At 69.6% G+C, this 25,708-nt stretch carries 27 protein-coding genes; 18 read left to right on the top strand and 9 right to left on the bottom strand.

The window, feature by feature from the left end; translation table 11 throughout:
- Window positions 1-184 (bottom strand): hypothetical protein (locus tag C9F13_RS06160; RefSeq protein ID WP_157955173.1); only part of this gene is annotated, 184 nt, incomplete at its 3' end.
- 184 nt (window positions 185-368) lie between these two features.
- On the opposite strand from C9F13_RS06160, the gene C9F13_RS06155 reads away from it, so the two are divergent.
- Both C9F13_RS06155 and trxB read left to right on the top strand, forming a co-directional pair.
- On the top strand, window positions 369-578 hold the full coding sequence (locus C9F13_RS06155) for a CPXCG motif-containing cysteine-rich protein (RefSeq protein ID WP_108445292.1): 210 nt from the start codon (window positions 369-371) through the stop codon (window positions 576-578).
- A gap of 111 nt (window positions 579-689) precedes the next feature.
- Complete coding sequence (gene trxB / locus C9F13_RS06150; RefSeq protein ID WP_108445291.1) at window positions 690-1,640, top strand: thioredoxin-disulfide reductase; 951 nt, start codon at window positions 690-692, stop codon at window positions 1,638-1,640.
- A gap of 227 nt (window positions 1,641-1,867) precedes the next feature.
- Here trxB and C9F13_RS06145 read toward each other — a convergent pair whose 3' ends face one another.
- Window positions 1,868-2,113, bottom strand: coding sequence for a SlyX family protein (locus tag C9F13_RS06145; protein ID WP_108445290.1), 246 nt, complete (start codon window positions 2,111-2,113; stop codon window positions 1,868-1,870).
- Between the two features lie 99 nt (window positions 2,114-2,212).
- Between C9F13_RS06145 and C9F13_RS17775 the strand changes: the two genes are divergently transcribed.
- Window positions 2,213-2,677, top strand: a complete 465-nt coding sequence (locus tag C9F13_RS17775; RefSeq protein ID WP_108445289.1) for a cold-shock protein — start codon at window positions 2,213-2,215, stop codon at window positions 2,675-2,677.
- A 77-nt stretch (window positions 2,678-2,754) separates the two neighbouring features.
- Here C9F13_RS17775 and C9F13_RS06135 read toward each other — a convergent pair whose 3' ends face one another.
- The 7 genes from C9F13_RS06135 to map form a co-directional block, all read right to left on the bottom strand.
- Window positions 2,755-3,141: a hypothetical protein gene (locus C9F13_RS06135; protein WP_108445288.1), complete on the bottom strand. Its 387-nt coding sequence runs from the start codon at window positions 3,139-3,141 to the stop codon at window positions 2,755-2,757.
- A gap of 7 nt (window positions 3,142-3,148) precedes the next feature.
- Complete coding sequence (dapE, locus tag C9F13_RS06130; protein ID WP_108445287.1) at window positions 3,149-4,321, bottom strand: succinyl-diaminopimelate desuccinylase; 1,173 nt, start codon at window positions 4,319-4,321, stop codon at window positions 3,149-3,151.
- Entirely contained in the window at window positions 4,308-5,333 is a 1,026-nt protein-coding gene (dapD, locus tag C9F13_RS06125; RefSeq protein ID WP_108445286.1) for a 2,3,4,5-tetrahydropyridine-2,6-dicarboxylate N-succinyltransferase, read from the bottom strand. Before dapD ends, dapE begins: the two co-directional genes overlap by 14 nt.
- Window positions 5,334-5,376: 43 nt before the next feature.
- On the bottom strand, window positions 5,377-5,715 hold the full coding sequence (locus C9F13_RS06120) for a Spx/MgsR family RNA polymerase-binding regulatory protein (protein ID WP_108445285.1): 339 nt from the start codon (window positions 5,713-5,715) through the stop codon (window positions 5,377-5,379).
- Window positions 5,709-6,914 (bottom strand): succinyldiaminopimelate transaminase, encoded by a 1,206-nt coding sequence (gene dapC / locus C9F13_RS06115; protein WP_108445284.1) that lies wholly within the window; start codon window positions 6,912-6,914, stop codon window positions 5,709-5,711. The genes C9F13_RS06120 and dapC overlap by 7 nt, the downstream gene beginning before the upstream one ends.
- Window positions 6,915-7,049: 135 nt before the next feature.
- The gene (locus C9F13_RS06110) at window positions 7,050-9,731 is read right to left on the bottom strand and encodes a [protein-PII] uridylyltransferase (protein WP_108445283.1); all 2,682 of its coding nucleotides are present in this window, start codon (window positions 9,729-9,731) and stop codon (window positions 7,050-7,052) included.
- Window positions 9,732-9,741: 10 nt separating this feature from the next.
- Window positions 9,742-10,533 carry a type I methionyl aminopeptidase gene (gene map / locus C9F13_RS06105; protein ID WP_108445282.1) on the bottom strand — a complete coding sequence of 264 codons (792 nt, stop codon included), beginning with the start codon at window positions 10,531-10,533 and terminating at the stop codon, window positions 9,742-9,744.
- A 293-nt stretch (window positions 10,534-10,826) separates the two neighbouring features.
- Between map and rpsB the strand changes: the two genes are divergently transcribed.
- From rpsB to rnhB, 15 genes are all read left to right on the top strand, one after another.
- The gene (gene rpsB / locus C9F13_RS06100) at window positions 10,827-11,573 is read left to right on the top strand and encodes a 30S ribosomal protein S2 (RefSeq protein WP_108445281.1); all 747 of its coding nucleotides are present in this window, start codon (window positions 10,827-10,829) and stop codon (window positions 11,571-11,573) included.
- Between the two features lie 140 nt (window positions 11,574-11,713).
- Window positions 11,714-12,583 carry a translation elongation factor Ts gene (gene tsf, locus C9F13_RS06095; RefSeq protein ID WP_108445280.1) on the top strand — a complete coding sequence of 290 codons (870 nt, stop codon included), beginning with the start codon at window positions 11,714-11,716 and terminating at the stop codon, window positions 12,581-12,583.
- A gap of 116 nt (window positions 12,584-12,699) precedes the next feature.
- Window positions 12,700-13,467, top strand: coding sequence for a UMP kinase (gene pyrH / locus C9F13_RS06090; RefSeq protein WP_108445279.1), 768 nt, complete (start codon window positions 12,700-12,702; stop codon window positions 13,465-13,467).
- A 4-nt stretch (window positions 13,468-13,471) separates the two neighbouring features.
- Complete coding sequence (gene frr / locus C9F13_RS06085; RefSeq protein WP_108445278.1) at window positions 13,472-14,029, top strand: ribosome recycling factor; 558 nt, start codon at window positions 13,472-13,474, stop codon at window positions 14,027-14,029.
- Window positions 14,030-14,144: 115 nt separating this feature from the next.
- Window positions 14,145-14,930: a polyprenyl diphosphate synthase gene (gene uppS / locus C9F13_RS06080; protein ID WP_108445277.1), complete on the top strand. Its 786-nt coding sequence runs from the start codon at window positions 14,145-14,147 to the stop codon at window positions 14,928-14,930.
- A 4-nt stretch (window positions 14,931-14,934) separates the two neighbouring features.
- Window positions 14,935-15,735 (top strand): phosphatidate cytidylyltransferase, encoded by an 801-nt coding sequence (locus C9F13_RS06075; protein ID WP_108445276.1) that lies wholly within the window; start codon window positions 14,935-14,937, stop codon window positions 15,733-15,735.
- A complete protein-coding gene (ispC, locus tag C9F13_RS06070; RefSeq protein WP_245888709.1) occupies window positions 15,732-16,913 on the top strand; it encodes a 1-deoxy-D-xylulose-5-phosphate reductoisomerase in 1,182 nt (393 codons plus the stop codon). The genes C9F13_RS06075 and ispC overlap by 4 nt, the downstream gene beginning before the upstream one ends.
- Window positions 16,914-16,952: 39 nt before the next feature.
- Window positions 16,953-18,311 carry a sigma E protease regulator RseP gene (gene rseP / locus C9F13_RS06065; protein ID WP_108445275.1) on the top strand — a complete coding sequence of 453 codons (1,359 nt, stop codon included), beginning with the start codon at window positions 16,953-16,955 and terminating at the stop codon, window positions 18,309-18,311.
- Window positions 18,312-18,398: 87 nt separating this feature from the next.
- Window positions 18,399-20,744: an outer membrane protein assembly factor BamA gene (gene bamA / locus C9F13_RS06060; RefSeq protein ID WP_245888708.1), complete on the top strand. Its 2,346-nt coding sequence runs from the start codon at window positions 18,399-18,401 to the stop codon at window positions 20,742-20,744.
- Between the two features lie 26 nt (window positions 20,745-20,770).
- The gene (locus tag C9F13_RS06055; RefSeq protein ID WP_108445274.1) at window positions 20,771-21,271 is read left to right on the top strand and encodes an OmpH/Skp family outer membrane protein; all 501 of its coding nucleotides are present in this window, start codon (window positions 20,771-20,773) and stop codon (window positions 21,269-21,271) included.
- A 32-nt stretch (window positions 21,272-21,303) separates the two neighbouring features.
- On the top strand, window positions 21,304-22,341 hold the full coding sequence (gene lpxD / locus C9F13_RS06050) for a UDP-3-O-(3-hydroxymyristoyl)glucosamine N-acyltransferase (RefSeq protein ID WP_108445273.1): 1,038 nt from the start codon (window positions 21,304-21,306) through the stop codon (window positions 22,339-22,341).
- Window positions 22,342-22,447: 106 nt separating this feature from the next.
- On the top strand, window positions 22,448-22,891 hold the full coding sequence (gene fabZ / locus C9F13_RS06045) for a 3-hydroxyacyl-ACP dehydratase FabZ (protein WP_108445272.1): 444 nt from the start codon (window positions 22,448-22,450) through the stop codon (window positions 22,889-22,891).
- Window positions 22,888-23,655, top strand: coding sequence for an acyl-ACP--UDP-N-acetylglucosamine O-acyltransferase (lpxA, locus tag C9F13_RS06040; protein WP_108445271.1), 768 nt, complete (start codon window positions 22,888-22,890; stop codon window positions 23,653-23,655). The genes fabZ and lpxA overlap by 4 nt, the downstream gene beginning before the upstream one ends.
- A gap of 13 nt (window positions 23,656-23,668) precedes the next feature.
- On the top strand, window positions 23,669-24,886 hold the full coding sequence (lpxB, locus tag C9F13_RS06035; protein WP_108445365.1) for a lipid-A-disaccharide synthase: 1,218 nt from the start codon (window positions 23,669-23,671) through the stop codon (window positions 24,884-24,886).
- Window positions 24,883-25,521 carry a ribonuclease HII gene (rnhB, locus tag C9F13_RS06030; protein ID WP_108445270.1) on the top strand — a complete coding sequence of 213 codons (639 nt, stop codon included), beginning with the start codon at window positions 24,883-24,885 and terminating at the stop codon, window positions 25,519-25,521. The genes lpxB and rnhB overlap by 4 nt, the downstream gene beginning before the upstream one ends.
- The last annotated feature ends 187 nt before the right edge of the window (window positions 25,522-25,708 follow it).

The raw sequence follows: 25,708 nt of genomic DNA, 5'->3' as shown, positions 1-25,708 counted from the left end.
CCGCGCGCTCGACGCTCTCGTCGTCGGCGAAGCGCAGCTGGTTCTCGAGCAGGATCTTCAGGGTCTTGGGCAGTCGGTCGATGTTGCCGAGCGCCTCGGCGGCCTTGGGCAGGCTGTGGAAGTGGTAAGTCTGACCGCCAGCGTCCAGCGTCTTCAGGGTATCCGGTAGGGCGTCGTTGCTCATGCTGTGTGTCCTCCTTTCGCGTCGCGGGGAGTGAGGGTCACCATCCTGGCGCCTACATGCTACATGGTCATGATAGAAGGCGTTTTCAAGCGTTGCCCGGGGGCGCCCGCGGCCGGGCACCCTTGAAATGGCGGGCCTGGCCCTCCATATTGCTGCAACGTCACACGAGGGTGATGAGCGCCGAATGAACGAGGAACAGCTCGAGTCGCGGGAGGTGCACTGCCCCTACTGCGACACGCCGTTCGACCTGCTGGTCGACCTCTCCCAGGGCAGCCAGGCGACCTGGGAGGATTGCCCGCGCTGCTGCGCCCCGATCCAGCTGCGTATCGAGGTCTCGCCGGTCAGCGGCGAGCTTGAGGCGCTCACGCTGGGGCGCGACGACGACGTGCTCTAGCCGGCCCCGACGGGTCGCCAGAGCGTGTCACCAGCGGCCTGCGCCATGCCGGTATCTTTCGTCGGCATCGCCCAGCCCACTGTGCCATTCCCGACTCCACGAGGTCCTTCCATGAGCGACGCGCGTCACGAACGCCTGATCATCCTCGGCTCCGGCCCCGCCGGCTACACGGCGGCCGTCTATGCGGCCCGGGCCAACCTCAAGCCGCTGCTGATCACCGGCATCCAGGCCGGCGGCCAGCTGACCACCACCACCGACGTCGACAACTGGCCGGGCGATGACGAGGGCGTCCAGGGCCCGGAGCTGATGGAGCGCATGAAGCGCCACGCCGAGCGCTTCGACACCGAGGTGCTGTTCGATCACATCAACGAGGTCGAGCTGCGCGAGAAGCCCTACACCCTGAAGGGCGACGGCGGCACCTACACCTGCGACGCCCTGATCATCGCCACCGGCGCCAGCGCCCGCTACCTGGGGCTGCCCTCCGAACAGGCATTCATGGGCCAGGGCGTCTCGGCCTGCGCCACCTGCGACGGCTTCTTCTACCGCAACCAGGAGGTCGTGGTGGTGGGCGGCGGCAACACCGCCGTGGAGGAGGCGCTCTATCTCGCCAACATCGCCTCGAAGGTGACCCTGGTGCATCGCCGTGACAGCCTGCGGGCCGAGAAGATCCTCCAGGACAAGCTCTTCGAGAAGGCCGAGGAGGGCAAGGTGGTGCTCGAGTGGAACCAGACCCTCGACGAGGTGCTGGGCGACAACAGCGGCGTGACCGGCGTGCGGCTGCGCTCCACCGAAACCGGCGAGACCAAGGAGCTGGCGGCGCCGGGCGTGTTCATCGCCATCGGCCACAGCCCCAACACCGGCATCTTCGAGGGGCAGCTGGAGATGGCCGGCGGCTACATCCGCGTGCAGTCCGGCCTCGAGGGCAACGCCACGGCCACCAGCGTGCCGGGCGTGTTCGCCGCCGGCGATGTCATGGACCACGTCTATCGCCAGGCCGTGACCTCCGCCGGCACCGGCTGCATGGCGGCGCTGGATGCCGAGCGCTACCTCGACGAGCTGTAATTCCTCCCATCCAGCAAGAAAGCGCTGCGTGCCAAAGGCACCAAGGTGAGCGGCGCCGGGGACAGACCGTAGAGGAGGTCCTACGCCAGGGATGGCGTCGGTAGCCCCCAGGGAGGGGTTCACGGCGCCTCCTCGGAGGGCTGGCCCCGGGCAAGCCGCGGTTCAGTGCCCGCAAAGGCCAGGCGGGCAGCCGAGTCTGGTGGGTGCTCTTGCAACTCTCCAGAGTGTCAGTAGTGCGGCGGCACCTCGTCCTCGGGGCGGGAGGCGGCCGCGTCGTTCTCCTGAAGCGCCCGCTGCTGGTCGCGCAGCCGCTCCTGCATCAGCGCGTTGATCCGCTCGAGCTGCGACAGCCGCCGTTCCTGGCCGGCCACGGCCTGGTCCAGGGTGTCGAGCCAGTGCTCCTGGTAGGCGATCCGGCTCTCCAGGGCCTCCAGGCGCCGGGCCAGCTCGTCAGGCGTCGTTGCATCGCTCATGATAGAATCCTTGTGCTGCGTGTCACCGTTCATCGTGGCACCTTCATGCATGAGAGTCCCTTTCTTCCTTTCACCACTACCAGAGAGTTTTACAGGTCCATGAATCGAAAGGTCGTGTTTCGCTGCAGTCTCATCAGCCTGCTGCTGGCCGCCCCGGCGCCGCTGCTGATCGCTCTGCTCGTCCATCTCACCGGCGGTGTGCTGTCCCGTGAGCTGTTTGCCAGCCTCGAGGTCGGCGGCGTCGCCGCGGTCTATTTCGCCGCCGCGCTCGCGGTCTTCCTGCTGCTGCTGGTCGCCACTCTGGCGGTCAATGCGCTGACGCCCCAGCTGGTCAACCTGGCCGAGGTCGAGGATGACGATCGCGAGATCGGCGAGGTCAAGTGGTTCAACGTCAACAAGGGCTACGGCTTCATCACCCGCGACGACGGCGAGGATGTCTTCGTGCACTTCCGGGCCATCCGCGGGCGCGGGCATCGCACCCTGGCCGAGGGCCAGAAGGTGCGCTACCACGTCATCCAGAACGAGCGGGGGCTGCAGGCCGACGACGTCACCGTCATCACCTGAGCGACCGCCCGCGCCCGGCGCGCCTTGCTCGCCGCTAACGACATCGCCCCGCACCTGCGGGGCGATGTCGTTTTGGCTCACTGGCCGGAGTCGGGCCAGTCGATCGGCCGCTCGGTGCCGTCGGGCAGCACCTGCAGGAAGCGGTCCGGGTCGTCGCCGGGCTGCCACCCGCCCAGCGAGCAGCGCACCTCGCACTCGAGCTGCCGGGCGGCCTCCCGGGCGCACTCGGCGTCCGTCGCCCAGGGCGTGTCGGGGCTGTCGAACCACAGGCTGGCGAAGCCATCTGCGGCCTTCTCCACCAGCAGCACCGGCACCGGCGCCTCGTCCTTGCCGCCGCGGGTGCGCCACTGGCGCTTGCCGGCGGGGGCCAGGGCCGCGGCCCCGATGGCCTCGGCGAGCCAGGCATCGAGGCGGGCGATGTCGCCGCGGGCCAGGTAGATCTCGATATCGGGATAGGAGTCCATGGGTGCCTCAGGGCCGCGCCGTGCCGTTGACGAAGAGCCTATCGAGGATCGCCTCGTAGACCCGGCTCAGGTCGTCGAGGTCGGTGGCCCGCACCCGCTCGTTGACCTGGTGGATGGTGGCGTTGCAGGGGCCAAGCTCGACCACCTGGCTGCCCAGGGTGGCGATGAAGCGCCCGTCGGAGGTGCCCCCGGAGGTGGAGAGCGTCGGGCGGATGCCCACGGCTGCCTCCACGCCGGCCACCGCGGCTTCCACCAGGTCGCCCTCGGCGGTCAGGAAGGGCTCGCCGTTGAGCGTCCAGTCCAGCCGGTAGTCGAGGCCGTGGGCGTCGAGCAGCGCCTCGGTGCGGGCCTTGAGTTGCTCGTGGGTCACCTCGGTGGAGAAGCGGAAGTTGAACACCACCTCCACGTCGCCGGGGATGACGTTGGTGGCGCCGGTGCCCGAACGGATGTTGGAGACCTGGAAGCTGGTCGCCGGGAAGAAGGCGTTGCCCTCGTCCCAGTGCTCCCGCGCCAGGGCATCCAGGGCGGGCAGCGCCTGGTGGATGGGGTTGCGCGCCAGGTGCGGGTAGGCCACGTGCCCCTGGATGCCCTTGACGTGCAGTACGCCGCCCAGCGAGCCGCGCCGGCCGTTCTTGATCACGTCGCCAAGGCGATCGGTGGAGGAGGGCTCGCCGACGATGCAGTAGTCGAGCCGGTCGTGGGTCTCGCGCAGGTGCTCGACCACGGCGCGGGTGCCGTCCACCGCCGGGCCCTCCTCGTCGGAGGTGATCAGAAAACCGATCCGCCCGTGGTGGTCCGGATGGGCGCTGACGAAGCGCTCCACCGCGGTGACCATCGCCGCCAGGCTACCCTTCATGTCGGCGGCCCCGCGGCCCCGGAGCATGCCGTCGTCGTCGATGACGGGCTCGAAGGGCGGGGTGTCCCACTGGGTGTGGGGGCCGCTCGGCACCACGTCGGTGTGCCCGGCGAAGGCCAGCAGCGGGCCGTGGTGGCCGCGGGTCGCCCAGAAGTTCTCCACGTCGCCGAAGGGCAGGCGCTCGATGTGGAAGCCGAGCGCCTCCAGGCGCTCGATCATCAGCGCCTGGCAGCCCAGGTCATCCGGCGTCACCGAGGGGCGCCGGATCAGCTCGCAGGCGAGCGCCAGGGTCGGCGAGAGTTCGGCGGCCTCAGTTGTGGGCATGCAGCGCCTCGTTCAGCGCGATGGCGCTCTTGTTGGTGAGGCACTCGATCCGGCCGTTCTGGGAGTTGCGGCGCAGCAGCAGGTCGTCCTGGCCGGCCAGATCCCGTGCGGCCACGGTGTCGGCGACCTGGCCCTGGTCGTCGAGCACGGTGACCTTGGCGCCGGCGGTGATGTAGAGGCCGGCCTCCACGGTGCAGCGATCGCCCAGCGGGATGCCGATGCCGGCATTGGCGCCGATCAGGCAGCCCTCGCCGACCTTGATGACCATGTTGCCGCCGCCGGAGAGGGTGCCCATGGTGGAGCAGCCGCCGCCCAGATCGGAGCCCTTGCCGACCATCACGCCGGCGGAGATGCGGCCCTCGATCATGCCCGGCCCCTCGGTGCCGGCGTTGAAGTTGACGAAGCCCTCGTGCATCACGGTGGTGCCCTCGCCGAGGTAGGCGCCCAGGCGCACCCGGGCGGTGTCGCCGATGCGCACGCCGGTCGGCACCACGTAGTCGGTCATCTTGGGGAACTTGTCGACGCAGTCCACGGAGAGCGGACGGCCTGCCAGGCGGGCCTTGAGGCGGCGCGCCGGCAGCTCCTCGATGTCGATGGCGCCCTCGCTCGACCAGGCGATGTTGCGCAGCAGGCCGAACATGCCGGTGAGGTCCAGGCCGTGGGGCTTGACCAGGCGATGGGAGAGCAGGTGCAGCTTGAGGTAGACCTCCGGGGCGCTCTGGGGCGGGGCGTCGACGTCGAGGAACATCGCCACCAGCGGACGCTGGCTGGCCGCCAGGGTCTCGGCCAGCTCGGCCTGCTCCGGGTGGCCGGCGTCACGCAGCGCGCCGGCCAGGGCGCCGCACTGCTCGGGCAGGAAGCTCACCGCGGCGTTGCCGTCGGGGGCGTCGAGCACCTCGGCGGCGGCGGCCACCAGGCTCGCGTCCGGGCCGAGCAGCGGCGCCGGGTAGTAGATCTCCAGCCAGTCGCCCTGGGTGTTCTGGGTGCCGATTCCGAGTGCAAAGCTCAGCATGGGGGTGTCCTCTGAAAGCGTGGGAAGGGGCGGGGGCGCCCTCTTAGAGTGAGTCGTAGTCGCCGTCGCGGTAGCCGACGAGGATCTCGTCGCCGTTCTCCAGCAGCGGGCGCTTGAGCAGGGTGGGGTGGGCCAGCAGCAGCTCGCGGGCCGAGTTGGCGTCGAGGTTCTCCTTCTCCTCGTCGTCGAGCTGGCGCCAGGTGGTGCTGCGCTTGTTGAGCACCTCCATGAGCGGCACCCGGTGCAGGATGTGCTCGAGCAGCGGGGCCGAGAGGCCGTCCTCGCGCAGGTCGTGGACCTGGAAGGGGATGCCCTTCTCGTCCAGCGCCTTGCGCGCGCGGCGGCAGGTGTCGCAGTTCTTGATCACGTAGAGCGTCAGCATCGGGGACTCCTCTCGATGAAGCGGCGCAGGCGGCGCGCGGCCTCGGCGGTGGCCTCGACCTCGGCCACCAGGGCCAGGCGCAGGCGCCCGGCGCCGGGGTTGGTGCCGCCCTGTCCCGGCCGGCCCATGTAGCTGCCGGGCAGCACGCCGACGTGCTCCTCGGCGTAGAGGGCGCGGGCGAAGGCCGCGTCGTCGCCGCCCGGCACCGCGGGCCACAGGTAGAAGCCAGCCTCGGGGGCGGGGAAGTCCATCACCGGGGCGAGGATCTCGGTGACCGCGGCGAACTTCTCGCGGTAGGCGTCGCGGTTGGCGCGCACGTGGGCCTCGTCGTTCCAGGCGGCGATCGAGGCGTGCTGCAGCGGCAGCGACATGGCGCAGCCGTGATAGGTGCGGTAGCGCCGGAAGGGGGCGATCAGGTCGGCATCGCCGGCGACGAAGCCCGAGCGCAGCCCCGGCAGGTTGGAGCGCTTGGAGAGCGAGTGGAACACCAGGCAGCGCCGGTAGTCGTGGCGGCCCAGGCGCGCGCAGGCCTCGAGCAGCCCCGGGGGCGGCGCCGCCTCGTCCAGGTAGAGCTCCGAGTAGCACTCGTCCGAGGCGATGATGAAATCATGCTCGTCGGCGAGCTCGATCAGCCGCTCGAACTCCGCGAAGGGGGTCACCGCCCCGGTGGGGTTGCCCGGCGAGCAGACGAACACCAGCTGGACCTCGCGCCAGGTCTCGGCCGGTACCGCCTCGAGATCCGGGCGGAAGCCCGTCTCGGCGCGGCAGTCCAGGTAGAGCGGCTGGCCGCCGGCGAGCAGGGTCGCCCCCTCGTAGATCTGGTAGAAGGGGTTGGGCATGGCCACCCGGGCGGGGCGGCTGCGATCCAGCGCCGCCTGCACGAAGGCGAAGATCGCCTCGCGGGTGCCGTTGACCGGCAGCACCTGGCGCTCGGCGTCGAGACTCGCGAGGCCGAAGCGCCGGGTCGCCCAGTCGGCGATGGCGCGGCGCAGCTCCGGCAGGCCGGCGGTGGCCGGGTAGCGGGCGAAGGCCTGGCGATGGTCGTCGAGCGCCTGGAGCGCGGCGGCGTAGGGCGCGTGCTGGGGCTCACCGATCGTCAGCGAGATCGGCGCGACCCCCTCGGGCGGCGTCACGTCGGCCCGGAGGGCGGCGAGCTTCTCGAAGGGGTAGGGCTTGAGGGCGTCGATGTCGGGGTTCATGGGTGTCCAGGTGCGCCTTGGGCGGCGAGCGCCGGCGTCGTTATCGGTGATGCCCCGCCGGGTCGAGGCGGGCGGGGAGGGCGTCGATTATAGGGAAGCCCCGGGGCGGCCTCAAACGCCGGCCGCCCCGCACGCTCAGCCGGTGACCGAGAGCACCTCGATGAGCCGCTCGCGCAGCCGCTGCTGGCGCTCGGGGTCGGTGAGCGGCGCGCCGGCCTTGTCGGTGATGAAGAAGACGTCCTCGACCCGCTCGCCGAGGGTGGCGATCTTGGCCGCCGACAGGGCGATGTCCTGCTCCATGAAGATGCGTCCCACCCGGGCCAGCAGGCCGGGGCGGTCGGGGGCGACCACCTCGAGCAGGGTGCGCTCGTTGGCCGGGTCCTGCTCGATGCTGACCTCGGTGGGCACGCGGAAGTGCTTGAGCTGGCGCGGGGTATGGCGGGTGACGATCTGAGGGTAGTCGTCCGGGTCGTCGAGCTCCTCCACCAGGTGGCGGCGGATCGCCGCGATCCTCTCGGGGTCGCGGATCGCCTGGCCGTGATCGTCGAGTACGATGAAGGTGTTCAGTGTCCAGTCGTTGCTCGAGGTGGCGATGCGGGCGTCGTGGATCGACAGCCCCAGCTGGTCCATGGCGGCGGCAGTGGCGGCGAACAGGTCGTCCACCGAGCGGGTGTGGATGAACACCTTGGTGCCGCCCTCGGCCATGTCGTCGGTGGGGGCGTTGATCAGGATCAGCGGCAGCTGGCTGTCGCCGTGGTCTAGGATGCCCTGGGTCTGCCAGACGATCTCGCTGGGCGCGTACTGCAGGAAGTAGTCCTCGCCCAGCGACTCCCAGAGCCGGTCGACCCGCGCCATGTCGGCGCCCACCGTGGCCAGCAGCGAGTGGGCCTCGCTGCGGGTCTCCTGCACCCAGTCGTCGCGCTCCAGGGGGTTCTCCAGGCCGCGGCGTAGGGCGCGCTTGGTCTCGCCGTGCAGCTGGCGCAGCAGCGAGGCGCGCCAGCCGTTCCACAGCGTCGGGTTGGTGGCGTTGATGTCGGCCACCGTCAGCACGTAGAGGTAATCGAGCCGGGTCTCGTCGCCCACCAGTCGGGCGAACTCGGCGATCACGTCGGGGTCGGTGATGTCGCGCTTCTGGGCCACCATGGACATCATCAGGTGGTGCTCCACCAGCCAGCTGACCAGGCGGGTGTCGCGGCCGGAGAGGCCGTGGCGCTCGCAGAAGCGCTCGGCGTCCCGGGCGCCGAGGATCGAGTGGTCGCCGCCGCGGCCCTTGCCGATGTCGTGGTAGAGCCCGGCGATCCACAGCAGCTCCAGCTTGGGCAGCTGGTGGATCAGGGTGGCGGCCACCGGGAACTCCTCGCGGGCCTCCGGCTTGCGAAAGCCGTGGATGCACTTGAGCAGGCGCAGGGTGTGGGCGTCCACGGTGTAGATGTGGAAGAGGTCGTGCTGCATCAGCCCCACGGCCTGGCCGAACTCCGGCAGGTACTTGCCGAGCAGGCCGTAGCGGTTCATGCGCCGGAGCTGACGGGCGACGTTGCCGCCGGAGCGCAGCAGCGCCATGAACAGGCTCTGGTGGCGCAGGTCGTCGCGGTAGAGGTCGTCGATCAGGTGACGGTGGTCGCGGAGCAGGCGGATGGTGGCGGCGCGCACCCCCTCGATCTCCGGGTGCTCGGCCATCAGCAGGAAGAGCTCGAGCAGCGCCGAGGGGCGCTTGCGGAAGACGTGGCGCGAGCGCGCCTGGATGTAGCCGCCCTTGATCTCGAAGCGCTCGTTGAGCGGAACCGTGGGCAGCGCCTGGCCGGCGTGCAGGATCGCCTCGTCGAAGTGCTGCAGCAGCATGTCGTTGAGCCCGGCCAGCGCCGTGACGTGGCGGTAGTAGCGCTTCATGAACTGCTCGACGGCGAGGCGCTCCGGGGTGTCGCGAAAGCCGAACAGCTCCGCGATGGTGCGCTGGTGGTCGAACAGCAGCCGGTCCTCGGCCCGGCCGGTGAGCATGTGCAGGGCGTAGCGGACCTGCCACAGGAAGGCCTGGCCCTGGCTCAGGATGCGCAGCTCGGCGTCGTTCATGAAGCTGCCGGCGACCAGGTCCTCGTAGCGCTCGGTGTCGAAGTGGCGCTTGGCCACCCAGCCGATCATCTGGATGTCGCGCAGCCCGCCCGGCGAGCTCTTGATGTTGGGCTCGAGGTGGTACTCGGAGTTGTTGTAGCGGTAGTGGCGGCTGATCTGCTCCTGCCACTTGGCCTCGAAGAAGCGATCCGCCGGCCACAGCCGGTCGGTGGCGAGGCGCGCCTGCATCGCCTCGCGCAGCCGCTCGGGGCCTGCCAGGGTGCGGGTCTCGAGCAGGTTGGTGATCACCGTCACGTCGGCCTCGGCCTCGCGCTCGCAGTCGGCGAGGGAGCGCACGCTGTGACCGATCTCCAGGCCGATGTCCCACAGGAAGGTGATGAAGGCGGTCAGCGCCTCGCGGAAGGGGGTGTCGTCCTCCTCCTCGAGCAGCAGCAGCAGGTCGATGTCGGAGTGGGGGTGCAGCTCGCCGCGGCCGTAGCCGCCCACGGCGAGCAGCGCCACGCCGTCGCCGGGCCAGTCGTGCTGCTCCCAGGCGATGGCCAGCAGGCGGTCCAGGCACCAGGCCCGGCCGTGCACCAGATCGCGGATGTCGGCCCCGGCGCGGAAGCGCTCGTCGAGCCGGGCCTGGATCTCCCGTAGCGCCGCCTTGAAGGGGGCGATGGGGGAGCGCTCGCCGGCGAGCTCGGCGCGGAAGGCCTCGACGTCGAAGAGACTCTCGTCGGGCGCGAAGCGATAGTGGTGCAGCAGCATGGCGGTCGACTCAGCGGTCGAGGAAGGAGAGGTCTTCGTCGCGACGCGCGGTCAGCACCTCGACCCCCGTCGCGGTGACCAGCAGGGTGTGCTCCCACTGGGCGGTGAGGCTCTTGTCCTTGGTCACGGCGGTCCAGCCATCGCGCAGCACCTTGGTCTGGTGGCCGCCGACGTTGATCATCGGCTCTATGGTGAAGCACATGCCCTCCTCGAGGGCGATGTCGGCCTCGGGGGCGTAGCCGTCGTAGTGCAGGATCTGCGGGTCCTCGTGGAAGCCGGCGCCGATGCCGTGGCCGCAGAAGTCGCGCACCACCGAGTAGCCGTTGGCCTCGGCGTGGGACTGGATGGCGCGGGCCAGCTCCGAAAGCCGGGCGCCCGGGCGCACCAGCGCCATGCTGCGGTAGAGGCACTCCTGGGTGACGCGGCACAGGCGCTCGCCCTGGATGCTCTCGCCGACGATGAACATCATGCTGGAGTCGCCGTGGTAGCCGTCGGCGGTCTTCACGGTGATGTCGATGTTCATGATGTCGCCTTTCTTCAGCTTCTTGGCGTCATCGGGGATGCCGTGGCAGACCACGTGGTTGATCGAGGTGCAGATCGACTTGGGGAAGCCGTGGTAGTTCAGCGGCGCCGGGGTCGAGCCGAGCTCGTCGACAATGAAGTCGTGGCAGAGCCGGTCGAGCTCGCCGGTGCTCACGCCGGCCTTCACGTGCGGGATGATCATCTCGAACACGCTGGCGGCCTGGCGTCCGGCCTCGCGCATCTTCTCGATCTCGTCGGGCGTCTTGATGGGTACGTTCATGGAATCTCGAATCAGGGGTGGGGCCGCCCGGAAAACGGCAGGGACGAGCGTCGGGCGACTTCATCTCGAAGGTCATCCATGGTATAAAGCTGCGCGCTTTCCTGCAATCGCGGAGCCCCTGCCGAGCCTTCGGCACCTCGGCGGCCGTCGGAATGCGCGTCAACCACTGCAATGCCTTGAAAACACACATGCACCGGCACATGGTCCCGGGTGCTGTCGTGACATCCCCGATGACGCGACGGTCGGATCCATGGGGTGCGTGGAGGCCTAACCCGATTTTCCAGGAGTCATCCATGGCACACGTCAACATGCGTGACCTGCTCAAAGCAGGTGCTCACTTCGGTCACCAGACCAAGTACTGGAATCCGAAGATGAGCAAGTACATCTTCGGCGCCCGCAACAAGATTCACATCATCAACCTCGAGCACACCCTGCCGGCCCTCAACGAGGCCATCGATGTGGTCGAGAAGATGGCAGCGGCCAACAACAAGATCATGTTCGTCGGCACCAAGCGCAGCGCGAGCAAGATCATCAAGGAAGAGGCCAACCGCGTCGGTCAGCCGTTCGTCAACCACCGCTGGCTCGGCGGCATGCTGACCAACTACAAGACCATCCGCGTCTCCATCAAGCGCCTGCGCGACCTCGAGACCATGCACGAGGACGGCACCTTCGAGAAGCTGACCAAGAAGGAAGTGCTGATGGCGACCCGCGAGCAGGACAAGCTCGAGCGGTCCGTGGGCGGTATCAAGGAAATGGGCGGCCTGCCCGATGCCCTGTTCGTGATCGACGTCGATCACGAGCGCATCGCCATCAACGAGGCGAACAAGCTGGGCATCCCGGTCATCGGCGTGGTGGACACCAACTCCAACCCCGATGGCGTTGACTACGTGATCCCGGGCAACGATGACTCCATCCGCGCCATCCAGATCTACGTCAAGGCCGTCGCCGACGCCTGCGCCCGTGCGAAGGAAGGTCGTCCCGACGAGTTCGTCGAGGTGACCGAAGCCGAAGAGAGCCAGAGCGACGCCGCCGCCGAGTGATCGTCGGCCCGCCTGGGCCGGCCCGTCTGCCGTCACCCCGGTGACGGCTCGCCGGACAGGCGCTAAGGGGGCCGAGGCCCCCTTTTCTCTCTTCATTCCCCCGCTATGACCCCAGGTCGAACCATTCAGAGGACACTACCATGGCAGCGATCAGCGCCTCCCAGGTCAAGGAACTGCGCGAGCGTACCGGGCTCGGCATGATGGAGTGCAAGAAGGCACTCACCGAGACCGATGGTGACATCGAGCAGGCGATCGAGAACCTGCGCAAGAACTCCGGCCTCAAGGCCGCCAAGAAGGCCGGCCGCACCGCCGCCGAAGGCGCCGTGGTCACCCGTGTGGCCGAGGACGGCAGTTACGGCGTGATGGTCGAGATCAACTCCGAGACCGATTTCGTCGCCCGCGACGAGAACTTCACCGCCTTCGCCGAGAAGATCGCCGCCGCCTTCTTCGCCGCCAAGAGCGAGGACGTGGCCGCCGTGATGGAAGGCGAGCTCGAGACCGTTCGCGAGCAGCTGGTGCAGAAGATCGGCGAGAACATCAGCGTGCGTCGCTGCGTCGTGGTCGAGGCCGGCGACGGCAACCTGGTGGGCGAATACGTCCACGGCGGCCGCATCGGCGTGCTGACCGTGCTCAAGGGCGGCAACGCCGAGACGGCGCGCGACATCGCCATGCACGTCGCCGCCATCAACCCGGCCGTGGCGCATCCCGAGGACATGCCTCAGGAGCAGCTGGACGCCGAGAAGGCGATCATCCTGGCCCAGCCGGACATGGCCGGCAAGCCCGAGCAGATCGCCGAGAAGATGGTCCAGGGCCGCCTGAAGAAGTACCTGGCCGAGAACAGCCTGACCCAGCAGGCCTTCGTCAAGAACCCGGACCAGACCGTGGCCGAGTTCGCCAAGGCCGCCGGCGGCGAAGTGATCGGCTTCACCCGCTTCGAAGTGGGCGAGGGTATCGAGAAGGAAGAGGTCGACTTCGCCAAGGAAGTCATGGAACAGGCCAAGCGCAGCTAAGGTCGCAGGTTCCAGAGTGACGATGGCGTGCGCGCGAGCGCACGCCATCGCGTATCCGGCCGGTAGATCCGGCCACCCCACCAGGTCCCATGCGTCGAGAATTCCGGAGACATCCCATGACCAGCGCCGATCAACCCGCCCCCAGCAAGCCCGAGAAATCCCGTGCCGAGGTGTCCAAGTACAAGCGTATCCTGCTCAAGCTGTCCGGTGAGGCCCTGACCGGAGATGCCGACTTCGGCATCGATCCCAAGGTGCTGGATCGCCTGGCGCTGGAGATCGGCCAGCTGGTGGGCATCGGCGTCCAGGTCGGCATCGTGGTCGGCGGCGGCAACCTGTTCCGCGGCGCCGCCCTGCACGAGGCGGGCATGGATCGTGTCACCGGCGACCACATGGGCATGCTGGCCACGGTGATGAACGCCCTGGCCATGCGTGACGCCCTGGAGCGCTCCAACATTCGCTCGCGGGTGATGTCGGCGATTCCCATGAGCGGCGTGGTGGAGCACTACGACCGCCGTACCGCCATCCGCTACCTGACCTCCGGCGACGTGGTGATGTTCTCGGCCGGTACCGGCAACCCCTTCTTCACCACCGACTCCGCGGCCTGCCTGCGCGGCATCGAGATCGATGCCGACGTGGTGGTCAAGGCCACCAAGGTGGACGGGGTCTACGACAAGGATCCCGTCAAGCACGCCGATGCGGTGAAGTACGAGCAGCTGTCCTATGATGATGCGCTCGACCAGAAGCTCGGCGTGATGGATTTGACCGCTATCTGCCTGGTGCGGGACCATGACATGCCGGTGCGGGTCTTCAACATGAACAAGCCGGGCGCCCTGCTGAACCTGGTAGTGGGTGGCAAGGAAGGCACGCTGATTGACAGAGGGTGAGACAGTGATCGACGACATCAAGAAGGATGCGGAAAGCCGCATGAAGAAGAGCCTCGAGGCCCTTCACTCGAACTTCAACAAGATCCGTACCGGTCGGGCGCATCCCAGCATCCTGGATGCGGTGACCGTCGAGTACTACGGCAGCCAGATGCCGCTCAACCAGGTGGCCTCGGTCAACGTCGAGGACGCCCGCACCCTGAGCGTGGTGCCCTGGGAGCAGAGCATGGTGCCGAAGATCGAGAAGGCCATCATGACCTCCGATCTGGGCCTCAACCCGGCGAGCGCCGGCAACGTGATCCGCGTGCCGATGCCGATGCTGACCGAGGAGACCCGCAAGGGCTACATCAAGCAGGCGCGCACCGAGGCCGAACACGCCCGGGTGGCGGTGCGCAACGTGCGCCGCGATGCCAACGGCGACATCAAGTCGCTGCTCAAGGAGAAGGAGATCACCGAGGACGAGCAGCACCAGGCCGAGGACGCGATCCAGAAGCTGACCGACGGCATCGTCGCCGAGATCGACAAGGCGCTGGAGTCCAAGGAACACGACCTGATGCAGGTCTGAGGACGACCCTCGGCGCTGGCGAGCGCCGCCGGCGACGGATCGCCCTCGGCGAGCCGCGGGCCCCACGGTCCGCGGCTCGCCGGCCTTCATGCTCTTACCCGCCATGCGAGACACCATGACGTCACCGCAGTCCCCCCGCGGCGCGGCCGCTGCCGACCCCGCCGCCCCCGAGGCCCCGCTGCCGCGCCATGTCGCCATCATCATGGACGGCAACAACCGCTGGGCGAAGGCGCGCGGCCTCTCCGGCATCCGCGGCCACCATGCCGGCGTCGAGGCGGTGCGTGCCGTCATCCGCCGCGCCGCCGAGCGCGGCATCGAGACCCTCACCCTGTTCGCCTTCTCCAGCGAGAACTGGAAGCGCCCCGTCAGCGAGGTCAACGCCCTGATGGAGCTCTTCCTGATGGCGCTCCAGCGTGAAGTCAAGAAGCTGCATCGCCACGGCATTCGCCTCTCGGTGATCGGCGAGCGCAGCGGCTTCTCCGCCTCGATCCAGAAGCACATCGCGAGCGCCGAGGCGCTGACCCGCGACAATACCGGCCTGCACCTGGTGATCGCGGCCAACTACGGCGGACGCTGGGACATCGCCTGCGCCGCGCGTCGGCTGGCCGAGCGCGTCGCCGCCGGCGAGCTCGCCCCCGAGGCGATCGACGAGTCGGCCATGGACGAGGCGGTGAGCCTCGCCGGCGATGCCCCGGTGGACCTGTGCATCCGCACCAGCGGCGAGCAGCGCATCTCCAACTTCCTGCTCTGGCAGATGGCCTACGCCGAGCTCCATTTCACGCCCGTACTGTGGCCGGACTTCGACGGCGAGGCCTTCGACCGCGCCCTGGCCGACTACCAGGGGCGCAAGCGGCGCTTCGGCATGACCGACGAACAGCTCGAGGCGCAGCAGGGGGAGTAACCACGTGCTCAGACAACGCATCATCACCGCGGCCTGGCTGGCCCCCCTGGCCCTGGTCGGCCTGTTCGGCCTCGACGGCGCGGGCTTCGGGCTCTTCACCGCGGCCATCGTGCTGCTCGGCGCCTGGGAGTGGGCCAACCTCGCCGGGATCACTTCGCCCGCGCGGCGCTTGTGGCCGGTGGCCGGACTCGCCGTGCTGATCGCGCTGTGCTGGGCGAGCGGCGCGGCCGCGGCCAGCTGGCCGCTGTGGCTCGGCGCGCTGGGCTGGCTGGTCAACCTCTACTGGGTGACCGGCTACCCCGAGCGCCTGGCGCAGTGGCAGTCGACCGGCATGCGTCTGGCCATGGGACTGTGGGTGCTGCTGCCCGCCTGGGTCGGCTTCAACGTGCTGCGCGAGAGCGGTGCCGTCTGGCTGCTCTTCGTTCTACTGCTGGTGTGGGGCGCGGACATCGGCGCCTACTTCGTCGGCAAGGCGCTCGGCCGTCGCAAGCTGGCGCCTGCCGTCAGTCCCGGCAAGACGCGGGAGGGCGTGGCCGGCGGCCTCGCGGTCACCGCCGCGCTGGCGATCGTCTTCGCCCTCTGGCAGGGGCTCGGCCTCGCGTCCGGCCTGGCACTGCTGGCGGCGACCCTGGTGGTGACGCTCGCCTCGGTGCTGGGCGACCTGCTCGAGAGCATGCTCAAGCGCCATCGCGGCATCAAGGACTCCAGCCGCCTGCTGCCGGGCCACGGCGGGGTGCTCGACCGCATCGACAGCCTGACCGCCGCGGTGCCGCTGTTCGCCCTGCTGCAGGGAGGCGTGCTGTGATCCCGCGCCGGGTGACCGTGCTGGGCGCGACCGGCTCCATCGGCACCAGCACCCTGGAGGTGCTCGCCCGCCACCCGGAGCGCTACCGGGTGCACGCCCTGACCGCCCATCGCTCCCGGGAGGCACTGCTGGCCCAGTGCCACGTCCACCGGCCGGCGCTGGCGGTGCTCGACACCGAGGGTGATGCCGCCTGGCTGCGCGCGCGCCTGGCCGAGGCGGGGCTCGCCACCGAGGTGCGCGCCGGGAGCGATGCCCTGGTCGAGGTGGCCGAGGCCGCCGAGGTGGACACCGTGATGGCGGCCATCGTCGGCGCCGCCGGCCTGCTGCCGACGCTGGCCGCCGTTCGTGCCGGCAAGCGGGTGCTGCTGGCCAACAAGGAGGCCCTGGTGATGTCCGGGGCGCTGTTCATGGACGCGGTGGCGCGCCACGGCGCCACCCTGCTGCCCATCGATTCCGAACATAATGCCATCTACCAGTGTCTACCCGTCGAGCATCGCGGCGGCCTGGCGCGCCACGGCGTGACCCAGCTGCTGCTGACCGCCTCGGGCGGTCCCTTTCGCGGCTGGACGGCGAGCGAACTCGCCGCCGTGACCCCGGAGCAGGCCTGCGCCCACCCCAACTGGTCGATGGGGCGCAAGATCTCGGTGGACAGCGCCACCCTGATGAACAAGGGGCTCGAGCTGATCGAGGCCTGCTGGCTCTTCGATGCCCGCCCCGACCAGGTGCAGGTGGTGGTGCATCCGCAGAGCGTGATCCACTCGATGGCCGCCTACAGCGACGGTTCGGTACTCGCCCAGCTGGGCAACCCGGACATGCGCACGCCGATCGCCTACGGGCTCGCCTGGCCGGAGCGCATCGAGGCCGGCGTCGAGGCGCTGGACCTGTTCCAGGTCGCGCGGCTCGACTTCGAGCCCGCCGACGAAACCGCTTTTCCCTGCCTGCGCCTGGCCCGGGAGGCCATGGCGGCGGGGGGCACGGCGCCGGCGGTGCTCAATGCCGCCAACGAGGTGGCAGTGGAGGCCTTCCTCGCCGGCCGCCTCGGCTTCACCGGCATCGGCGAGCTGGTGGCGCGGGTGCGCGAGGCGCGTCCGGTCGAGGCCGTGCGCGACCTCGAGACCGTGCTGGCGGCCGATGCCCTCGCCCGGCAGGCGGCGCATGACTGGCTGGCGCGGCCATGAGGCACGCGCCATGACGCTGTTGACTGCAAGGAGACTGCCGTGGGCCTGATCCAGAACGTGCTGGCCGTCATCGTGGTGCTTGGCCTGCTGATCACCTTTCACGAGTTCGGCCACTTCTGGGTCGCGCGACGCTGTGGCGTCAGGGTGCTGCGCTTCTCGGTGGGCTTCGGCAAGCCCCTCTGGTCGCGCCGCGACCGCCACGGCACCGAGTTCGCGGTGGCCGCCATTCCGCTGGGCGGCTACGTGAAGATGCTCGACGAGCGCGAGGGCCCGGTCGACCCCGCCGAGCGACACCTCGCCTTCAACAACAAGACGGTCTGGCAGCGCATCGCGGTGGTCGCCGCGGGCCCGCTGGCCAACTTCCTGCTCGCCATCGTCGCCTACTGGGCGCTGTTCGTGGCCGGCACCACCACGGTGGCGCCGGTGGTCGGCAGCGTCGCGCCGGACTCCCCGGCGAGCCAGGGCGGACTCGCGCCGGGCCAGGAGATCACCGCGGTGCAGGGCGCGGCGGTGCGCTCCTGGGAGGAGATCAACCTCAAGCTGGTGTCGGCCATCGGCCAGAGCGGCGCGCTCGAGGTGACGGCCCGCGACGACGACGCGGCCACGCCCCGAACCTACCGGCTGCCGGTCGAGGAGTGGCTGGTGCGCCAGGACCCGCCGCGGCCGCTGGAGACCCTGGGCGTGACCCCCTGGCGCCCCGAGATCCCGGCGGTGCTGGGGCAGGTGGTCGAGGGCGAGGCCGCCGCCGAGGCCGGCCTCAGGGCCGGTGACGAGATCGTGGCGGTCGACGGCGAGCCGGTGGCCGACTGGCCGGCCTTCGTCGAGCGCGTGCGCGCAAATCCCGGCGAGCCCCTGGAGGTCGCGGTGCGCCGCGACGGCGAGCGGCTCAGCCTCTCGCTCACCCCCCGGCGTCGCCCGCAGCAGGCGGGGGAGGCCATCGGCTACATCGGCGCCGGCGCCGAGCCCGTCTCCTGGCCCGAGGCGTATCGCCGCGAGATCCGCTACGGGCCGTTGGCCGCGGTCGGCGAGTCCCTCGAGCGCACCGGCGAGATGACGGTGCTGACCCTGGGCGCCATCCGCAAGATGGTGGTGGGCCTGATCTCGCCGTCGAACCTCTCCGGCCCCATCACCATCGCCCGCATCGCCGGCGATTCAGCGCGCAGCGGCCTCGAGAGCTTCGTCAGCTTCCTGGCCTACCTCTCGATCAGTCTGGGGGTGCTCAACCTGCTGCCGATCCCGGTGCTCGACGGCGGCCACCTGCTCTATTACTTAGTCGAGGTGGTCCGCGGCCGTCCGGTCTCCGAGCAGACCCAGGCAGTGGGGCTGCGCATCGGCCTGGCCCTCGTCGGCACGCTGATGCTGATGGCGCTCTATTTCGACCTGATGCGGCTCTGGTAGCCGGGCGTCGGCTTGTCAGTGGCCATGACAAATGTATAAGGTGCCTGTCTGGACCGGACGGCAGACCAACGCGAGCGAATCGATTGCATGAAAATCAAGACCATCGGACTGGCGGCGCTGCTGCTTGCCGGTGCCCAGGCGGCACTGGCGGATCCCTTTGACGTTTCCGACATCAGGGTGGAAGGACTGCAGCGGGTCTCGCCCGCCTCCGTGTTCAACGCCTTCCCCGTCAGTGCCCGCGACCGGGTCGACGAGCGGGAACTGGCCGAGGCGGCTCGCGAACTCTTCGCCACCGGCCTGTTCGAGGACGTGAGCCTCGCCCGCGAGGGCGACGTGCTGATCATCCAGGTGGTCGAGCGGCCTACGCTGGCGCGTCTCGAGATCGAGGGCAACAGCCAGATCCCCGACGAGGACCTGCGCAACGGCCTCAAGCAGGCCGGCCTCAACGAAGGGCAGGTCCTGCAGCTCTCCACCCTCGAGGAGATCCAGCGCGAGCTCGAAGGGGTCTACCAGTCCCAGGGGCGTTACAGCGCCCGCATCGAGACCTCCGTCGAGGAGGTGGGCGAGGGGCAGGTCCAGGTCAACATCAACATCGACGAGGGCGCGGTCGCCAAGATCCGCCAGATCAACATCGTCGGCAATCGCGACTTCGACGACGAGCGCCTGCGCGAGCTCTTCGAGCTCGAGGACTCCCCGGGCTGGTTCTTCGGCTGGTTCTCCAGCGACGAGTACTCCCGGGAGGCCCTGGCCGGTGACCTGGAGCGGCTGCGCTCCTTCTACCTGGACCGCGGCTACGTGAACTTCGCCATCGAGTCCTCCCAGGTCTCGATCAGCCCCGACAAGTCGAAGATCTTCGTCACCGTGAACATCGACGAGGGCCGCCAGTACCGCCTCGGCGACATCCGCTTCACGGGCGACCTGCGCATCGCCGAGCGCGAGGCACGGGAGCTGCTCGAGGTGGAGAGCGGCGAGATCTTCTCGCGCAGCGACGTCACCGCTTCCTCGGAGGCGCTGCGCTCGCGGCTCGGCGCCGAGGGCTTCGCCTTCGCCAACGTCGACGGCATTCCCGAGGTCGCCGCCGCCGGCGACACCGTGGACCTGGTGTTCCGGGTCGAGCCCGGCCGGCGCGCCTACGTGCGACGCATCGAGTTCACCGGCAACACCACCACCCAGGACGAGGTGCTGCGCCGAGAGATGATCCAGATGGAGGGCGCGCCGGCCTCCACCGAGTCGATCAGCCGCTCGAAGGAGCGCCTGGAGCGCCTGGGCTTCTTCAAGCAGGTCAACGTCGAGACGCGGCCCGTGGCCGGCGAGCCCGACAAGCTCGACGTCACCTACACGGTGGAGGAGCAGCCCTCAGGCTCGATCTCGGCGAGCATCGGCTTCTCCCAGAGCGCCGGGGTGATCTACGGCGCCTCGCTCTCCCAGAACAACTTCCTGGGCACCGGCAATCGCGTCAACATCGGCGCCCAGCGCAGCGACACCTACACCAGCCTCAACTTCGGCTTCACCGACCCCTACTGGACCCTCGACGGCATCTCCCGTGGCTACAACCTCTTCTACCGCGAGACCGACTACGAGGATTCCGACATCTCGACCTACTCCACCGACACCTACGGTGGCGGCATCAACTTCGGCTACCCGATCAACGAGCTGACGCGGCTGAACTTCGGCGCCAGCGTCGAGGACCTGTCGATCAAGACCTACCGCGACACCGCCTCGGAGATCCAGCGCTACGTCGAGGACCAGGGCAGCGACGCCCAGAGCCTGAAGCTCTCGGCCAGCTGGACCCGCAACGACCTCAACCGCGGCATCATGCCGACCGCCGGCAACTACCAGCGGCTGTCGCTGGAGACCGCGGTGCCGGGCAGCGACGCCGAGTACTACAAGCTGCGCGCTCAGGCCCGCCAGATCGTCCCCTTCAACGAGGAGCAGACCTGGGGGCTGAAGTTCAGCGGTGAGCTGGGCTATGCCGACACCGTCGGCAACGACCCCTACCCGTTCTACGAGAACTTCTTCTCCGGCGGCCTCGGTTCGGTGCGCGGCTTCACCGGCAACACCCTGGGGCCGGATGCCACCGCGCGTCGTGGCGGCGATGACCGCACCCTGGGCGGCAACGTCCTGGTGGAGGGCAGCGCCGAGGTGCTCTTCCCGGTGCCCTTCGTCGAGGACCAGCGCTCGCTGCAGGCCTCGCTGTTCGTCGATGCCGGCAACACCTTCCTCACCGACTGCTACCCGGTGCTCGATGAAGACGCCGACCGCCAGAATTGTGAATCCGGTGTGGACCTGGGCGAGCTGCGCTACAGCGCCGGCCTCGGCCTCTCCTGGCTGACGCCGGTGGGGCCGCTGACCTTCAGCGTCGCCGAGCCGATCAACGACAAGGACGGGGACGACACCCAGTTCTTCCAGTTCTCGCTGGGTCAGACCTTCTGATCCGGTCCGCCGAGGAATTTCGCCGCATGCGCACGCTCACCGCCGCCCTCTGCCTCGGCCTGCTGGTCGCCGCCACCGCGCCGGCCCAGGCCGCCGAGGTGGCCGTGCTCGACTGGCGCGCCGCGCTGATGGAGACCGACGCCGCCGAGCGTTCCATGAACGAGCTGCGCACGCGCCTCGCCGACCGGCAGCAGGAGGCCAGCGCCCTGGGCGAGGAGCTCCAGGACATGCAGCAGCGCCTTGAGGGGGAGCGCATGACCGAGACCGAGCGGCGCACCACCCTCCAGGCGTTCCAGGAGAAGGGGCAGCGCTTCGAGCGGCTGCGCCGGGAGATCGACCAGGCGCGCCGCGAGGCCGAGCAGGCCTTCCTCCAGCAGGCCGAACCGAAGCTCGACCAGGCGGTCCGGCAGGTCATCGAACGTCATGGCGTCGCGGTACTGGTGGACCCCAACGGCGTGCTGCATGCCGACCAGGACCTGCAGGACCTGACCGGCGAGGTCACCGAGCGCCTCAACGCCCTCTACTGAGCCGGCCGTCCCTACCACGATAGTGAGTCCCCATGAATCAAGACGCCCGAACCCTCACACTGGCCGAGATCGCCGAGCGCCTGGGAGCCCGCCTCAAGGGCGACGGCGAGCGGCGGGTGAGCGGCCTGGCCACGCTGCGCGACGCCACGCCGGACCAGGTGGCCTTCCTCGCCAACCGCGCCTACCTCAAGGACCTGCCCGCCACCCGTGCCGCGGCGGTGCTGCTGGCGCCCGCCCACGGCGAGGCCTGCCCGGTGGCGTGCCTGGAGCTGGACAACCCCTACCTCGGCTATGCCGAGCTGTCGCGCCTCTTCGACCCCCTGGTCGGGCGCACGCCGTCGGGCACCCATCCCTCGGCGGTGGTCGCCGATGACGTCCGCCTGGGCGACAACGTCGCCATCGGCCCCCAGGCGGTGATCGAGGCCGGGGTCACGCTCGACGACGACGTCGTCGTCGGCGCCGGCTGCGTGGTGGGGGCGGATGCGCACATCGGCGCCGGCTCGCGCCTGCACGCCAACGTCACGATCTGCCACGGAGTGGTGATCGGCCAGCGGGCGATCCTGCACAGCGGCTGCGTGATCGGCGGCGACGGCTTCGGCTTCGCCCACGACGGCGGGCGCTGGCACAAGATCGCCCAGCTGGGCGGCGTGGTGCTGGGCGACGACGTCGAGATCGGCAGCTGCTCGAGCATCGACCGCGGCGCCCTGGGCGACACCGTGATCGGCGACGACGTGAAGATCGACAGCCAGGTGCAGATCGCCCACAACGTGCAGATCGGCGACCACAGCGCCCTGGCCGGCTGCGTGGGCATCGCCGGTTCCACCCGCGTCGGCAAGCACTGCATGCTGGGCGGCGGCGTGGGGCTCTCCGGCCACCTGACCATCGCCGACGGGGTGCAGGTCACCGGCATGAGCCTCGTCACCAACTCGATCCTCGAACCCGGCATCTACTCGTCCGGCACCGGCGCCATGGACAACGCCCAGTGGCGCCGCAACGCGGTGCGCTTCAAGCAACTCGACGACATCGCTCGCCGCCTGTCGCGGCTCGAGAAGGTCGGCCGTGGCGGTTGAGGCCCGATCATAGGGCGGTATAATCCACCGCCTGTCTTTGCCGGCGCCCGAGCGCCGGCCGTGCCCCTCTCCGGACGGGCATCCTGTCATTTCAGAGGTCGCTACGATGGTAATGGACATCAACGAGATTCGTGAGTATCTGCCCCACCGCTACCCCTTCCTGCTGGTGGACCGGGTCACGGAGCTCACGCTGGGAGAATCCATCGTTGCCTACAAGAATGTCAGCATCAACGAGCCCTTCTTCAACGGCCACTTCCCGCATCACCCGATCATGCCCGGCGTGCTGGTGGTCGAGGCCCTGGCCCAGGCCTGCGGCATCCTCGGCTTCAAGACCGTCAACAAGCTGCCCGCCGACGGCTACGTCTACTACCTCGTCGCCAGCGACAACGTGCGCTTCAAGCGGCCGGTGATGCCTGGCGACCAGCTGGTGCTCGAGGCCCGGGTCGAGCGCACCAAGCGCGGCATCTGGAAGTTCATCTGCCGCGCCACCGTGGGCGGCGAGCTGGCCTGCGAGGCCGACATCACCTGTGCCGAGAGGAAGGTCGCTTGATACACCCCACCGCCCTCATCGATCCCGCGGCGCGCCTGGCCGATGATGTCGAGGTCGGCCCCTTCAGCGTGATCGGGGCCGATGTCGAGATCGGGCCCGGCAGCCGCATCGGCCCCCATGTGGTGATCAAGGGCCCCACCGTGCTGGGCGCGCGCACCCGCATCTTCCAGTTCGCTTCGGTGGGCGAGGACTGCCAGGACAAGAAGTACGCCGGCGAGCCGACCCGCCTGGTGATGGGCGACGACAACGTCATCCGCGAGGGCGTCACCCTGCATCGCGGCACCGTCCAGGACCGCGGTGAGACCGTCATCGGCTCGCGCAACCTCTTCATGGCCTATGTCCACGTCGGCCACGACTGCGTGATCGGCAACGACGGCATCTTCGCCAACCAGGTGACCCTGGCCGGCCATGTGAAGCTCGGCGACTTCGTCATCCTCGGCGGGCTCTCGGCGGTCCACCAGTTCTGCCACTTCGGCGACCACGCCATGGCCGGCGGCGGCTCGATCATCACCAAGGACACCCCGGCCTACGTGATGATCAACGGCAACCCCGCCCAGGCCCACGGCCTCAACCTGGTGGGCCTGCGCCGCCGCGGCTTCTCCAAGGAGGCCATCCGCGGCCTGAGCGAGGCCTATAAGCTGGTCTATCGCCAGGGGCTGACCACCGACCAGGCGCTCGCGCAGATCCGTGCCAGCTATGCGCTGCCCGAGACCGAGACCTTCGCCGCCTCCATCGAGGCCTCGACCCGCGGCATCGTCCGCTGAGGTGGGCGAGGGCATGACGGTCCGCCGCGTCTATCTCGTCGCCGGCGAGCTCTCCGGCGACATCCTCGGCGCCGGCCTGATGCGCGCGCTCAAGGCGCGCCATCCGGGCGTCGAGTTCCGCGGCATCGGTGGCCCGCGCATGATCGCGGAGGGCATCGACAGCCGCTATCCCCTGGAAACGCTCTCGGTGATGGGCCTGGTGGAGGTGCTCAAGCACCTGCCGGGGCTCGTCAAGGTGCGCCGTGCGCTGAAACGCGATGCGCTGGCCTGGCGGCCCGACATCGTGGTCGGCATCGACGCCCCGGACTTCAACCTGGGGCTCGAGCGACAGCTGCGCGAGGCCGGGCTCACCACCGCCCACTACGTCAGCCCCTCCGTCTGGGCCTGGCGCCAGGGACGCGTCAAGGGCATCGCCCGGTCCGTGGATGCCATGCTCACCTTCCTGCCCTTCGAGGCGGCCTTCTACGCCCGTCACCGGGTGCCGGTGGCCTTCGTCGGCCATCCGCTGGCCGACGAGCTGCCGCTGGCCAACGACCGGCAGGGCGCGCGGACGGCCCTGGGGCTGCCGGAGCCGGAGGAGGGCGGGGCGCTGCTGGCGGTGCTGCCCGGCTCCCGGGCCAACGAGATCCGTTTTCTCGGCGACACCTTCCTCGACGCCGTCGAGCGCCTCTGCCGGGAGCGCCCGGCGCTCTCGGTGGTGATCCCGGCCGCCACCCCGGCGCGACGTGGCGAGCTCGAGGCGTTGCTGACTACGCGTCCGGCCCTATCGGGGCGCGTGACCCTGATCGACGGGCAGTCGCGGGAGGCCATGGTGGCCGCGGATGCCGTGCTGCTCGCCTCGGGGACCGCGGCGCTGGAGGCGATGCTCTGCCACCGCGCGATGGTGGTGGCCTACAAGATGGCGCCGGCGACCCACTGGCTGGCCAAGCGACTGGTCCACACCGAGTGGATCTCGCTGCCCAACCTGATCGCCCGGGAGAGCCTGGTACCGGAGCTGATCCAGGACGCGGCGAGCCCCGACGCCATCGCCGAGCGCCTCGGGACGCTGCTCGACGACGAGGCGGGCCGCCAGGCCCTGGAGGCGCGCTTCGCCGAGATGCACGCGGCCCTGCAGCGCGACGCCAGCCGCCGCGCCAGCGAGGCCATCGAGGCGCTGGTGGCGGGGCGGGCCCTGCCGGCCAGCGTGGCCCCCGAGGCGGGCGAGGCCGCCCTCGTCGAGGGTGAGCGATGACCGCCCGCCATGACGGCCCGGTCGTGAAGGGCAAGACGCTGCCGCCGCTCTCGATCGACTACGTCGGCGACCGGCTGGCCGGGGTCGACGAGGTGGGCCGCGGCCCGCTGGTTGGCCCGGTGGTCGCCGCGGCGGTGATCCTCGATCCCGCGCGCCCCATCGAGGGGCTCGCCGACTCCAAGAAGCTGACCGCCAAGCGCCGCGAGGCACTGGCCGCCGAGATTCGCGAGCGGGCGCTGGCCTTCGCCTTGGCCGAGGCCAGCGCCGCCGAGGTCGATGCGCTCAACGTCTATCACGCGACCCACCTCGCCATGCGCCGAGCCATCGACGCCCTGGAGCCGGCGGCCGAATACCTGCTGGTGGACGGCAATCGCCTGCCCGGGCATCATGTCCCCGGCCAGGCGGTGGTCAAGGGCGATGCCCGCCATCCGGCCATCGCCGCCGCCTCGATTCTCGCCAAGGTCGAGCGCGACGCCGGCATGGTGGCCCTCGATGCCCGGCATCCCGACTACGGCTTCGCCCGCCATAAGGGCTACCCGACCCGCGAGCACCTGGCCGCCCTGGAGCGCCTGGGCGCGCTGCCCGAACACCGCCGCTCCTTCGGCCCGGTAAAACGCCAATTGGCGCTGTTTTAGTCCGGCAACACTGCCCGAGACAAGGGGCGCCGGGGACGAGTCGGAGAGGAGGTCTTTTGCCAGGGATGGCAAAAGTAGCGCCCAGGGAGGGGTTCACAGCGCCTCCTCGCAGACTCGTCGACGGATCAGCCCCGAGACAGCGACGGAGTCGCTAGCGCTGTGCCGTCGTTCTTTCGCTGATTCATTC

The organism is Halomonas denitrificans (assembly GCF_003056305.1).
GTDB classification, from domain to species: domain Bacteria; phylum Pseudomonadota; class Gammaproteobacteria; order Pseudomonadales; family Halomonadaceae; genus Halomonas; species Halomonas denitrificans.
The sequence above is the reverse complement of the archived record's forward strand: the minus strand, read 5'-3'. Positions and strand labels throughout refer to the sequence as shown.